The following is a 13,112-nucleotide window of genomic DNA, read 5'->3' as shown; positions in this document are numbered from 1 at the left end:
GTAATCAGCCTTGGGAATACATCACGCGCCGCCTGAAGAGCAGGTTCTGCCCCGAGACCACGAATGGCTCGGATCACATCGTTAGCACGTTCCCGATCATTGCGTAGACGTTCGGATCCTGTGCTTGATGTTGGATGAGGCGCATCAGATCACCGGCTTGCTCGACCATAGGACCAAGGTTGATCCCGCCAGCGACGATAATCCTGCCGTCCCCGCCGCGTCGTCCAAATCTACGCCCACCTTTGCAGGCAGTTCGCAGAAGCAACCCGCGTGTTTCCAATCGACTGGCGATCCGCGTTATGCGCCGGACGTTGAAGCCAAGGTCAGCCGACTGGGTTGCGACTGCTTCCCATACCGCACATAAACCACTGATCCCTTTACGCGGTCATCCAATGATTCAGGTGGTCATCGAAAACCTCAGGCCGATCACGCCCCATCAGTTTCACTTTTTGGTCCTGCGTGAACATGATGAAACCTATGGTTTGGCTAATATGCTGAGGGGCTGGGCGCCTGGATGCTCCATAATCTATATAGATGCCGTCACGGAGGGTGCGGCGTGCACAGTGCTGCTAGCTCGTGAAGCCATCAACAACGATGCACCTCTAATGATTGCGAATTGCGATCAGTACATTGACGCCTCTATTGACGAATACCTGGCGGATATAAAGGACGCTAACGGACTAATCATGACGATGTGGGCAGACGACGACAAATGGTCGTTTGTTAAACGCGATAACAGCGGTCGTGTCATTGAAGTGATCGAAAAAGTCGTGGTGTCGGATGAGGCGACGGTGGGGATTTACAATTTTGCGCGTGGAGCTGACTTCGTACGTAGTGCTGATGCGATGATCGCGACCAATGAGAGGGTAAACGGTGAATTCTACGTTGCCCCTGTATACAGCAGGTTGGCCACCGAAGGAGCCAACATCCGTTGTCATTCGATTGGCAAGGTGGGTGCAGGTATGCATGGCATCGGCGTTCCAGAAGATTTGAACGCGTTTGAGGCAAGTCCAATTTCAGAAAAAGCAGTAAGCAACTTGCGCCGCCTGATTCAATAAGAACAATGATAGAGTCAAAACTACGCACTGGCCGGCCGATAGGGTCGCGCAGGGCTGATCAAGTAGCTGTCTGACGACAGCGCCCATAGGTCCAAATTGCGGTATTTGCCAAGAGAGTGTTTGTTGCTCATCGTAAGCCAATCAGTGGGTCCTGAACATAGGTCGGCTGTGCGGACTTTCCAGAATCTCGCTGAACGTGCATCTATATCCGGTTTGACACGATTATTTGTAGTTGGTAGGGCTTTTGAAACACGGTCCAATCTTGGATCGGGTCAAGGGCCTGGAAAATGTTGAAGCCGCTTCCAACATGCATTGTTTGAGCTTCTTTGGCGTTGGCCCCAAGGGGGGCCTGTCCGGTAGAAGTCGTAATGTCAGCACTATTTCTGCACTCTACGCACCGCGCTCTAACCGTAGGTTATGAACATGTAGTCCGAACGACTAGGGTCTGCTTTACGTGTTAGGTGTTCCCCTCGGGCGCTTTCAGCGTGAAGCGAAGCAGTATCGGCGACGTCAGATCAGTCAGGTATGCGACGGCAAACGCGATGTCTCATTGTAATGATAATCGCTGACGATCAAACCCGCCTCCTAAAACCATGGTGCCTCGGCGTAGCCATGGTATTTGCAGTTCTGATCGCAGTTCTGCCAATTCTTTTGCATCCGTATTTGCCGCTCGTTGACTTGCCGAACCATATTGCGCGTCAATACATAGCTGCAAATCCCGGCACCGCATTGGACGCCTACTATGGCTATACCTTTGCAATGAAAGGTAATTCGGCGGGGGATTTGCTATGGTTGGCGGTGGGGCAGCACATTACGGATGTTTACACGTTTTCGAAATTGCTTATGGCACTCTACGCTGCGAACCTTTTGCTTTCGGCGGTCGTGCTCGCCAGAGTCCTCCACGGACGTTGGTTAATTTGGCCTCTCGCGACGCTTCTTCTTGTTTTTAATGGCCCTTTCTTTTGGGGTTTCCAGAACTTCGTCATTACCGTGCCCCTTGCACTTTATGCACTCGCGGCTTGGATTCACTATGAGGGGACGCGACCTTGGCTGCGCGCGATCCTGTTTATTCCCGTCGTTATTGTGATCTTTGAACTGCATATCCTTGGATTTATCGTTCTTCTTGTAAGTGCATTCGGCCGTGAAGTTCATCGCTTGTTTGAAGCGGGCCGCCGATGGCGCCAACAACTGTTGCAGCATTGTATCTCAGCACTCCCGTTTCTGTTTCCGATTGGTCTCATTGTTTGGAGAACCTTCACGGCAGCACCGAACGACTACGGGGATATCACGCGGTATGGCTCGCTTCGGGCTCGTATCGACATACTGAGGTCGCCATTCGATGTGGTTTCCAACGACGGCTCAGCCGTCTTGGAATTATTTGGCACGATGTCGCTCATTGTGCTCGTATTTGCATTTCTTACACTACGAAAAAAATCTGGGCTGCGGCTCGTCTTGGCTCCGCGGGCATTGGGACCGATCCTTGCACTTGCCGTACTGTCTGTTGCGGTCCCGTCCGTGCTGGACGGCGTCGCATACGTGCAAATTCGATTCCCCTTTGTGATGGCCGCCGTTGCGATTGCAGGGACGTCGTGGCACGGGGTTGATCGGCGACAAGCCCTATGGGTGTTTCTCGTATTTGCAGTCATAGCAGTGGGCCGTTCTGTCTCAGTAGAGCAATTAGCCGCGCGGCATAGTGCCGATATGCAAGATCTGTCCTTGGTGCTTGCGGACGTACCAGAGGGGGCTCGTCTATTCCCTGTTCGAATGAGCTCGGACCGAATTGACTGGCACTTACAAGCCTATGCCGTCCCGCAGGCCAATGCATTTGTCCCGACACTTTTTCGCGGCGCGCATGCTCTTCAAATTGAAGAGGCGTGGCACCACATTGCTGCTGCTCAAGGAAAAAGCCTTCCTGCCTTTATGGTCTTTGATGAATCCAATGAGACCTTAGGTGCGGTGAGCGGGTTTTGGGATAACTGGGAGAATGACTTTACCCACGTTCTCGCCCTCGGTAACCTCGACGAAGAAATGGTTGCGTCAAGCGACCTTCTACTTTTAGGTCGGCAGGGTCGATATGAGATGTATGAAATCGGAAGCTAATGTCTTGAGCCATAGCCAAACAGAACCTATCGCTAATTTTATCCCTTAAATGAAGAATGGCGGTCTCTATGCAAATTTCAGTAGTTGTGCCCTGTATGAACGAAGCAGAGTCGATACCGCATCTAGTTGAGCGACTGGCAAGTTCCGTCAAACCTTACGGCGATCAGGCCGAAATTTTGCTGGTTGATGATGGATCAACGGACGAAACATGGTCCGCGATCCAGACTGCACGGGAATTTTGCGCGCAACTGCGCGGTTTGCGTTTGTCTGCGAACCGCGGTCATCAGGTGGCGCTGACGGCCGGACTAGAGGCGGCAAAGGGTGAACGCATCTTCATGCTCGACGCAGATTTGCAAGACCCGCCTGAGTTGCTGGGCGACATGATGGTCATGATGGATCGTGGTTATGATGTAGTTTATGGCACGCGCCGCAAGCGTGAGGGCGAGACGGTATTTAAGCGTGTGACTGCGTGGGCATTTTACCGTGTCCTCAACACGATGTCTGACGTCGATATACCTCGTGACACTGGCGACTTTCGGTTGGTTAGCCGAAAAGCGTTAACCGCTGTTTTGTCGATGCCAGAACGGGCCCGTTTCGTGAGGGGCATGTTTGCATGGGTGGGATTTCGACAGATCGGGATCGAATATGTCCGCGCGCCACGAGAGTCCGGTGAGACGAAATATCCGCTGCGCAAAATGGTGCGATTTGCAATCGATGCAATGACTGCTTTTTCCACGAAGCCGCTGAAATTCGCGACGCGCATGTCCTTTGCCAGCTTAGGTTTCTCCGGGCTGATGATGATTTATGTGCTGCATTCGCTGATTGTCTATCAGACAGCCCCTGGTTGGGCCTCGATCGTATTGGTCGTCAGCCTGTTTGCTGGTGTGCAACTCATGACTCTTGGTATCTTAGGCGAATACATCGGGCGGCTCTACATTGAGGCGAAAAATCGCCCGCTCTATTTTGTGTCAGAAGACACGTGCCGCGCCGAAGTTTTGCCGCTGCAAGAGATGGTGTAGGCCGTGACCCGCACCAAACGTACTTCGCGCTTTGCATTGGTTGGCGTATCGATCGCCATCCTTTATGTGCTGCTTTATTTGACGTTCCTGCAGTTAGGGATGCCACAGGGGCGTGCGAACGCCTTGGCTTTCGTGATTGCGGTCGTAGTGCAATATGCCGGGCAAGCACGTTTTACGTTTGGTAAACAACTGGCCAACCCCACACAGATACTCCGATTTGGGGTGATGACGGGCCTCGGCTTTATCACATCTGCGCTTATAACAGGCTATATCGCTCCGATGTTTGCCCTAGATAACTGGATCGCCGCCGTTGCAGTGACACTGATCCTTCCTGTTCAGAATTATATTCTTATGTCCCTTTGGGTCTTCACAAAATCAGTTAGCTGAAGGATTTATTTCCATGGCACATACCTATTCGGACACTTTTTTTGATTACATTGATCAGGGCGCTCGCCGTTCTGCCCAACACATGTTGGGATTGCTTGGGCCGTGGCTCCAGCCAACGTCTGTGTTAGATTTGGGTTCGGGTCGTGGCGTTTGGCTTGATGAATGGTGCAAAACTGGCGTTGCGGATGTGCTGGCCGTCGATGGTGACTATGTGAACCGTGATCAGCTCGCCGTGCCACGCGATAGCTTTGTTGCCAAAGATCTGACAGCGCCTGTGGACACAGGCCGCCGTTTCGAATTGGCGCAGAGCCTAGAGGTTGGTGAACATTTGCCAACATCCGCATCAGAAACACTGGTAAATAGTCTTACGAACGCTTCAGACCGGGTGCTATTTTCCGCTGCTGTCATTGGGCAAGGCGGCGAGTTCCATGTCAATGAACAGCCTCTGTCGTTCTGGCAGGGTTTGTTCAAGTCGCGTGGTTATACTGCGTATGATTGCATCCGCCCGAATATATCGAAAAATCGCGAGATCGAACCATGGTATCGCTATAACACTGTGCTTTACATCAACGAAGCGGGCCAAAACGGTCTGCCAGACATTGTGAAAAAACATGCCCTCGCGGATAACGAGACTCTGCAAGATGGTGGTGACGCGATCTGGCGGCTGCGCCGAAGCGTCGTGTCGCATCTGCCGCGCAGCACTGTAACCCGTATCGCTCAGATCCGCGCCAGCATCGTTGCGGCGCGCGCGCGGGGCAAGACTGCTGGCACGTAGCAAACCTTCAGGAGTGTGCAGAGAAACCGGTTCAAAACTTCAGTGGTTGTTGTAGGTTCTGGACGCATTGTTGCACAAATCGGGTTTCAGGTTGATTTTTCCCTTACCCCTGACGGATCTATGCTGCGGTCACCGTTTTCAGAATGCCAGTGCGGTGAAGCCGTAGAGAGTAGCAGCGCGGATCTGGATGTCAGCAACCTGCCGATCAAATTCGCGCGCCAAGAGGCGCTGACCAAGTCATTTCAAACGATGCATCTTCGTCTCGATGCGGCATCGACGGTGGCAACCAATCAAGTGTCACCAATATGTGCGTCGCAGATACTCTGATGATCGTATAGCTTCGCAAGGGATTTGAGAAATCCTTGGAACTCTTCAACCTCCACCATGCGGCGAATATGCAAAACACGTATGTGATGACCGTTGAAGGTATCTGGTCGGTAGTACGCTTGCATCAAGCGGCCGTATCCCCCTCCCAAGGGGCAGGTTGAAGGTTCGTATCCTGCCGGGGTCATCATCACATGTATGTCAGTCCAGATCAGGCAGGGCGGTTTTGCGGCCTATGGCTGTATAGGCCTCGAATCCCGCATCAAGGGCGTAATCGCAGGAATAGATGTTGCGCAGGTCTGCCATGCGCGGTGACGCCATCCGTCCGGCCATCTCGCGCAGGTCGAGGCCTCGGAATTCATTCCATTCTGTTAGCAAGACAACCGCATGCGCGCCGTCAGCAGCCGTGTAGGCATCATCGACCCAGCTCACATTGGGCAAAAGCGTTTGCCCCTCTCGGTAGCCCTGCGGATCAACCACCCGGACGTCGGCGCCCAATCCGACCAGTGCAGGTACAATCGTCAGCGCGGGCGCGTCGCGCATGTCGTCGGTGTCGGGTTTGAACGTCACCCCAAGCACAGCAATCGTCTTGCCTTGCAGACGCTCTCCGCACAGATCGACGATCTTGTCGATCATCATGCGTTTGACCTCTTCATTAACCTTGATCACGGTCTCGACGATTTGCAGAGGGCGTGAGTGATCCTGACCGATCCGGGCCAGCGCCTTGGTGTCTTTGGGGAAACATGACCCGCCATAGCCAGGACCCGCCTGCAGGAACTTTGGTCCGATCCGGCTGTCAAAACCCATGCCATTGGCCACATCCTTGACGTCCGCTCCAGTGCGCTCGCAGAGCATCGCGATCTCATTTATGAAAGTCACTTTGGTAGCGAGGAAAGCATTGGCGGCGTATTTGATCATCTCGGCTGTTTCCAGATCGGTGGTCAGCAGAGGGTAGTCGCGCAAGGAAAGTGGACGGTAGATCTCGGCCATGACCTCTGCCGCTCGGTCCGATTGCACACCGACGACAATGCGATCGGGGTGCATGAAGTCATCAATGGCAGCACCTTCGCGCAGAAACTCCGGGTTTGACACAACGTCACACGCCAGATCAGGGCGGCTTTCGGCCAAAAGCTCTGCCACTTGCTGGTTCGTGCCGACGGGTACGGTCGACTTGGTGACAATAACAGTGGGCTTTTTCAGTGTTTGCGCCACTTCTTTGACCGCACCAAATACAAAACTCAGGTCAGCATGGCCGTCACCGCGTCTGCTGGGCGTGCCAACAGCGATAAAGACGGCATCAGCCTCATTTGTCGCCTCAGCCAGATTATCGGTGAACGACAGCCGCCCGGCCGCCATGTTCCGTTCCATCAGCGTATCAAGGCCTGGTTCAAAAATCGGGGTCTGGCCATCGCGCAGCAGGGCGAGTTTGTCAGTATTCTTGTCAACGCAGACGACCTCATGCCCGAAATCCGAAAGACACACGCCTGAAACCAAACCAACATAGCCGGTGCCGATCATTGCAATTTTCATCAGGATCTCTCTTCGATTGGTTTTGGTTGTCGCTATGCCAACAAGGTTGACAGATTATGAACTTCTAGACGCGATAATAGTCTCGATACCACGCCACGAAGGCGCGTACACCCGTACGGATATCTGTTTGCGGGGCGTAGCCGGTCAATTGTTGCAACAGGCCGTTCTCCGCCCATGTCTCATGCACGTCGCCCATCTGCATCTCCATGAAGTTCTTCTTGATCTCGCTGCCCAGCGCATCTTCGATTTCGGTGATGAAATCCATCAGGGGCACCTTGGTACCATTGCCGATGTTGACAACACGGAAGGGGGCAACGGGGCTAAGACTGTCACCAGGGGCAATATCTGTAGGATCCGCAGGGGCGTTGGGCGGTGTATCGATCAGCAGGCGGATACCGCGCACAAGGTCCGTCACATAGGTGAAATCGCGGGCCATGTTGCCGTGATTGTAGACATCAATGGCCTCGCCATTCAGGCCCGCCTTTACGAATTTGAACAGCGCAAGGTCAGGCCGTCCCCACGGCCCGTAAACCGTAAAGAAGCGGAACATGGTTGTGGGGATGTTCCACAGATGGGCATAGCAATGGCCCATATGTTCATTCGCGCGCTTGGTCGCTGCATAAAGTGTCAGCGGCAGGTCAGCTTTCTGGGTTTCCTCAAAGGGCATTTGCGTGTTGGCGCCATAGACAGATGACGTCGAGGCCATAAGCAAATGGTCCACCTCATGGGTGCGGGCGCATTCAGTGACATTGAATGTGCCTATGACATTCGCCTCAATATAGGACCGCGGATTCTCGAGCGAATAACGCACGCCGGCCTGCCCTGCGAGATGGACAATCACATCAGGCTTGGCCGCATCGACGGTGCGTCGCAGCGTCGCCATGTCTTCCAGATAGCCTTCGGTGCAACTGAAATGGGGGTTTTGCAGCAGTATCTGATGCCTGCGACGTTTGAGTTGAACATCGTAATAGTCCGTCATGGCGTCATAGCCGACGACGCGAAATCCTTCATCCAACAACACTTGCGTCAGATGAAACCCGATAAAACCTGCCGTTCCGGTAATGAATACAGTGCGCATGTTTGCCCTACAGTGCCAAATATTGCCTGTCGTTGTCATTCAATGACGTAGCAAGGTCAATTGCTGCTAAGAAATGTATGATGAGCGGCCTTTGCTGCCCAGACTTTCCGGACGACGAAGTAGGAATTGAGCGTAGGTCAGGATTTTCCATGATGCCGAGAGTGAAGTCTTGATCTGATAGCATATTCGAGAAGGCACGCCGATGTAGGTGCGATGTTGCAACACAGATCCCGTCACGAATTCATTTTCAGTTGCTTCCGGAACCGAAGAACCCGTTTTCCACCCCTGTACATAGGCATTAACACAATGACTTTAGAAGAGAAAATGGTGAGCCGTGATGGGTTCGAACCATCGACCTACTGATTAAAAGTCAGTTTTTGAAGTTTCACATAGCTTCTCATATATTCGCGTTTATCCTTTTTTTGTTGAGATTTATGGCTATTCTGTGAACATAGTTATCCATTGAATGTCACCTCTACTCCCGTGAATTGAGAGCCTAAGATGAGCCTAACGGACCTACAGATAAAACGTCTACCTTCGCCAGAAACTGGTCAAAAGACATACTATGACAAAGCCCTGCCTGGCTTTGGCGTGCGTGTTTCTCAGGGCGGGACAAAGACGTTTGTCGTTCTATACGGAAAGAACCGTCGTCGCCGGTCTCTGGGCCGATATCCGGATATGTCGCTTGCTGAGGCCCGAATGCTTGCCAAGCAAGCCCAAGTCGATATCACTCTCGATCAACAATCCTTGCGCTCTGGTCTGCCCAAGGTTTCCTTCGAGGCATCGCGCGCGAAGTTCTTGGAGGACAGCGCCAGCCGCAACAAAGCGAAGACAGTGCAAGAATACAAAAGGCTACTAATCAAACACTTCAACTTCAAACAGGACATTGGGGATATCACGCGCCATGATATCGCATCGGTTGTTGAAGACATCAAAAAGCCATCTGAACAGAAGCATGCATTTGTTGCAATTCGCACAATGATGAACTGGTGTGTTAAGCGAGGTTATCTGGATGTCTCACCAACTCCTCCGATGACTTTCAAAACACGTACAAGAGAGCGCGTTCTGGATGACGCTGAGTTGGCAGCTGTGTGGCATCGGGCTGAGGGCTTTGGTTACCCCTATGGATCGATTGTCCAATTGCTTATCCTGACTGGTCAGCGCAAAGGGGAAATTGTCGGGCTACGCCATAGCTGGGTGACAAACGGGCAGATTGCGTATCCTTCAGAGTTCGCAAAGAACCGTCGGTCTCACACTGTCCCCGTGGGAGCCCGCGCGCTTGATCTACTGGGCAAGATATCTGGTGGGGCAGACTTGCTATTTCCGTCTCGTTTCAACGATGAACGCACATTCAATGGGTTCTCAAAATGTAAGGCGTTCTTTGATCAAGATCTAAACATTGAGCCGTATACACTGCACGATTTGCGACGCACATTCAGCAGCAATATGGCCAAGCTTGGCACACCGATCCATGTTACTGAACGGATCCTAAATCACATCTCTGGCACGATCAGCGGCGTCGCCGCCGTCTACAATCGCCACGCCTACATCAATGAGATGCAGGTTGCATTCGGCGAGTATGAAAAGCATCTTTCATACATCCTTTCAAAATATGCCGAGGCTTGATCTACAACCATAAGCTGCTAACCTAGGACTTCCTCGGGGAACTTGTCGAAACCCGAGCATCGCGATGCTCTTCAATCATGGAGAGATCGTGATGAGGATACTTTCAAAACGCCAGGTCACGGAGTTGGTCTTGTATTCACAGCAACACATCGCACGTCTGGAGAAGGCAGGCCTATTCCCCAAGCGGGTACAGCTGGGCCCAAACCGCGTGGGTTGGGTTGAGAGTGAAGTGCTGGAGTGGCTCGAACAACGTCTGGCGCAACGCGAAGTGCTGAACTGACACTCCTGAAAGGGAGCTGGGTGGCTGGGGTTGCAAACCTGGCCACCCGACCGAGCTGGCGGATTCCGGTCATTCGCTGCGTCTGCGAAACATAATCCGTTTTAGAAAAGCAGCCATTCGGGGATGAAAGTGAAGTCCGGCTACCTAAGTTGAAATCAAGGTGCGAATGCGCGCCTTAATGTTCTCAAACGTTAAGTTGAGATGATTTTTGGCGGTTTTTGTTAGTCTTCCAGTATGGCCTACTGCGTTTCTGATAGGCCTGAAGGCTCCCGCATCCGCCCAAAGTGATGGACTAGGCGCTTTCTTGTTGCCCTCAGCCGTATATGCAAGATCGTTCATGTCTACATAGCTTAGGTCAAACGAGGCTTGGCGGATCGGAAAGCTGATATTTGCAGCCCCTTTGTACTCGCCCTCTTGCTTTTTGTATTTGTCGATCTGCGATTGAACGTTCGACTTTAGTGGCAGGCTCTTATGTGAAATGTACTTGCGGACTAGGTTCTCTGACAAAAAGCAGTCCACATACGCTGAGGTGTTGAACTCTGCATCTGGCATAATCTCTTTCAGCCAAGCATCAACATCATCTTTTGCGGGTGCATCATCGTCTGGTACATAGTCATTAGTAGCCTCAGCAACCAATGCTTGCGCCTTTCGCTCTCGCTTAGATTTTCTGGTGTTCTCGTCATCACCCTCATCTCTTACCTCAAGCCGCAATTTATCCCAATCGTCGATAATTTGGGACAACAGCTCTCGCTTGAGGTAGTCCATAAGGTTGCGGAACCGCTCGTCGTCTTCTACGACGCCTTCACGGCTGCTTGTGAACGGATCGACGCCTTCTCGGTCGAGAGTGTCAAAATGGATTTGGCCGTAAATGTAGCTTTCGACGATCCGCTGAGTGGGAATGTGCCTGATTATGTTCTTTTCGCGTAGCCGACCATTTACAAAGAGATCGATGGTCGCCCGTTCCTCGGTTCCAGTGATCTTGAGCATAGCGGGCTTCTTGACTGATCCGATAAAGCCTTTGATTGCCAGTGGGCTAGTGATTTCGGTCTTTGGTTTTTCCAGATTTGGCAAGCCTTCCACAAAAGCGTCGCTATACTCATTAATTGACCACAAAAACTGGGTCGCCTCGGACAAACTCTTCAAGTCATCAATTGTAACTGGAGTTCCGTTTACGTGAATTGTGAAATCAGCATCCAGCAGAGAGAACTTAAAGCTCAGCGCAAGCAGCTTTCTTAGGTAGACATCGGAGTTGCGGAGCTGATCGTTAGTTTCTTCAAAGCAAATTATCGTTCCTTGCTCATGATCACTGCGCAGCCCAGCTATGAGATCAAAGTTTAGGCCTTCAAGCGGGTATTCCTCGGTGCTTTGATCGCCTTTTATTGCTTCGTCTAGTCCTGCGTTGTCAATCACGCCCCCAGTGTAGTCTGAATTATCGGTTTTTGAAAAAACGGAGATGCGTTTTGCGCAAGAAAGAAGGGCTAGCTTTCCGATACCTTTGGCACCGATGTAAGGGCGATCTTTAGGTGAGCGTCCGCCGCCCTCAGTTCTCTTGGAGTAGCCGATCTTCAAGAATTTGGATTGAAATGACGTTGCATCCATGCCGACGCCATCATCCTTTATCGAAAAGTTTGATTTTTCCCGATTGATCTCAATCCAAACGTTATTTGCGTCGGCGTCCCATGAGTTTGAAATCGCTTCGCCCAGAACCGTAATGAAGTTTCGATATAGGTTCCTACCCAGATGATTTAGAACACTAAGTGAGATTTCAAATCTGTATAGGTCAACTTGTGGGTCGTCCGCCAAGTGATTTCTCCGATATTATTGAACTAATGCTATTGCCGATGGCCTCAGCTAGGCTCACGGGGACCGCATTGCCAATCCAACGGCCTACTTCAGAAAGAGCGGGCGTTTCACCCTTGGGTAGAAATGAATAGTCTTTTGGGAATGATTGCAAGATAGCAGCTTCACGGAGTGTTATGGCACGATCCTGTTCAGGGTGCCCAAAGCGACCGTTACCATATCCGTAGCATTGAGTGGTCATCGTCGGAGATGGCTTGTCCCATTCCATTCGTGCATATACGCCTGAGTAAGTTTTCCCTGATGCTCGTTGGTGGCACTTCGCTCTGAGGTCAAACGGCCAATCACGCCAAGTTCCCCCGGGCCTTGAGGCCTTGATGCGCGCAAGATTGGTCTCTGATAATGAGGCCGCTACGTGAAGGGGGTCTTTTTTTTTGTTCTCTCCCGCCCCAATAGACGGCAATGAGGCTATGGCATCTCGTACGGTCAAGGGCGTCGAGTGGGTGGCCCTGAGCTTAGGCGGAAGGGCAATCCGAGATGCGATCACTACCAACCGCCTCCGTCGCTGTGGTACACCGTATTGTTCACATCGAGCCACTTCCCATTGAACGTTGTATCCAGCGTCTTCAATAACTTCTTTGAAGCGTGCGAATACGCGTCCTTCCTTGTATTTCAGAAGGGACGGTACATTTTCCATGGTCACAAAATCAGGCTGAACTCTGACAGCGAGCTGCGCGAAGCTTTCAACTAAATCCCAACGTGGGTCTTCGTCATAACGTTGTTTATAGGTTGAGAAAGGCTGACACGGTGCACAACCTGCCAATACAGTTGGTAGTTCACCTGAAAAGTGAGATTGTATTTCCTCTGGCTGCAATTTCGCTACATCTCGAGAATAAAATTTTGCCTCGTTATTTACCTCAAAGGCATGTTTGCAACGACTATCAGTGTCGTATCCCGCTCGAATATCAAAGCCTGCTCTGAATAAGCCATGGCTTAACGCTCCCACGCCACAGAACAAATCAACTACTTCAGCAAACGGTTCAGGGTCTTCTTTTTTGGCCATATTTGATCATCCCACTGCCATCACTGCTGAACTATGGTAACTAGTTCTGTTTTTTATGAGCACGCTAGACAATCG

General features: G+C 51.7%; 12 protein-coding genes, 1 tRNA gene and 1 pseudogene. 7 read left to right on the top strand and 7 right to left on the bottom strand.

The genetic code is table 11. The features are described from left to right. Positions 1–73 precede the first annotated feature (73 nt). Complete coding sequence (locus DHN10_RS20175; RefSeq protein WP_108814388.1) at positions 74–373, bottom strand: helix-turn-helix domain-containing protein; 300 nt, start codon at positions 371–373, stop codon at positions 74–76. Between DHN10_RS20175 and DHN10_RS06430 the strand changes: the two genes are divergently transcribed. The 5 genes from DHN10_RS06430 to DHN10_RS06410 all read left to right on the top strand — a co-directional run bounded on the left by DHN10_RS06430 (position 300) and on the right by DHN10_RS06410 (position 5,339). Beyond that, the gene (locus tag DHN10_RS06430; RefSeq protein ID WP_108814387.1) at positions 300–1,058 is read left to right on the top strand and encodes a glycosyltransferase family 2 protein; all 759 of its coding nucleotides are present in this window, start codon (positions 300–302) and stop codon (positions 1,056–1,058) included. The genes DHN10_RS20175 and DHN10_RS06430 overlap by 74 nt on opposite strands. Positions 1,059–1,670: 612 nt before the next feature. After that, complete coding sequence (locus DHN10_RS06425) at positions 1,671–3,158, top strand: hypothetical protein (protein ID WP_159086939.1); 1,488 nt, start codon at positions 1,671–1,673, stop codon at positions 3,156–3,158. A 68-nt stretch (positions 3,159–3,226) separates the two neighbouring features. Next, positions 3,227–4,177, top strand: coding sequence for a glycosyltransferase family 2 protein (locus tag DHN10_RS06420; RefSeq protein WP_108814385.1), 951 nt, complete (start codon positions 3,227–3,229; stop codon positions 4,175–4,177). 3 nt (positions 4,178–4,180) lie between these two features. Continuing rightward, positions 4,181–4,564: a GtrA family protein gene (locus DHN10_RS06415; protein ID WP_108814384.1), complete on the top strand. Its 384-nt coding sequence runs from the start codon at positions 4,181–4,183 to the stop codon at positions 4,562–4,564. A 13-nt stretch (positions 4,565–4,577) separates the two neighbouring features. Then, positions 4,578–5,339 carry a class I SAM-dependent methyltransferase gene (locus DHN10_RS06410; protein ID WP_108814383.1) on the top strand — a complete coding sequence of 254 codons (762 nt, stop codon included), beginning with the start codon at positions 4,578–4,580 and terminating at the stop codon, positions 5,337–5,339. A gap of 138 nt (positions 5,340–5,477) precedes the next feature. Here DHN10_RS06410 and DHN10_RS19995 read toward each other — a convergent pair. The 4 genes and pseudogenes from DHN10_RS19995 to DHN10_RS06390 form a co-directional block, all read right to left on the bottom strand. Further along, positions 5,478–5,681, bottom strand: a pseudogene (locus DHN10_RS19995) (IS5/IS1182 family transposase); the annotation flags it as partial. 183 nt (positions 5,682–5,864) lie between these two features. Further along, positions 5,865–7,193 carry a UDP-glucose dehydrogenase family protein gene (locus DHN10_RS06400; protein ID WP_108814381.1) on the bottom strand — a complete coding sequence of 443 codons (1,329 nt, stop codon included), beginning with the start codon at positions 7,191–7,193 and terminating at the stop codon, positions 5,865–5,867. A 64-nt stretch (positions 7,194–7,257) separates the two neighbouring features. Beyond that, positions 7,258–8,271, bottom strand: a complete 1,014-nt coding sequence (locus DHN10_RS06395) for an NAD-dependent epimerase/dehydratase family protein (RefSeq protein ID WP_108814380.1) — start codon at positions 8,269–8,271, stop codon at positions 7,258–7,260. Between the two features lie 325 nt (positions 8,272–8,596). Then, a tRNA-Ser gene (locus tag DHN10_RS06390) sits at positions 8,597–8,670 on the bottom strand. Positions 8,671–8,772: 102 nt separating this feature from the next. Here DHN10_RS06390 and DHN10_RS06385 point away from each other — a divergent pair. Continuing rightward, positions 8,773–9,897, top strand: a complete 1,125-nt coding sequence (locus DHN10_RS06385; RefSeq protein WP_108814379.1) for a tyrosine-type recombinase/integrase — start codon at positions 8,773–8,775, stop codon at positions 9,895–9,897. 91 nt (positions 9,898–9,988) lie between these two features. Next, on the top strand, positions 9,989–10,177 hold the full coding sequence (locus tag DHN10_RS06380) for a helix-turn-helix transcriptional regulator (RefSeq protein WP_108814546.1): 189 nt from the start codon (positions 9,989–9,991) through the stop codon (positions 10,175–10,177). A gap of 144 nt (positions 10,178–10,321) precedes the next feature. Here DHN10_RS06380 and DHN10_RS06375 read toward each other — a convergent pair whose 3' ends face one another. Together DHN10_RS06375 and DHN10_RS06370 are read right to left on the bottom strand one after the other, a co-directional pair. Next, a complete protein-coding gene (locus DHN10_RS06375; RefSeq protein WP_108814378.1) occupies positions 10,322–11,980 on the bottom strand; it encodes an ATP-binding protein in 1,659 nt (552 codons plus the stop codon). Then, positions 11,958–13,037, bottom strand: coding sequence for a DNA cytosine methyltransferase (locus tag DHN10_RS06370; protein ID WP_108814377.1), 1,080 nt, complete (start codon positions 13,035–13,037; stop codon positions 11,958–11,960). The genes DHN10_RS06375 and DHN10_RS06370 overlap by 23 nt, the downstream gene beginning before the upstream one ends. Between the last annotated feature and the right edge of the window lie 75 nt (positions 13,038–13,112).

It is taken from the genome of Loktanella sp. Alg231-35, assembly GCF_900143545.1.
Taxonomy (GTDB): domain Bacteria; phylum Pseudomonadota; class Alphaproteobacteria; order Rhodobacterales; family Rhodobacteraceae; genus Yoonia.
This window is presented reverse-complemented; position numbering and strand designations above follow the sequence as displayed.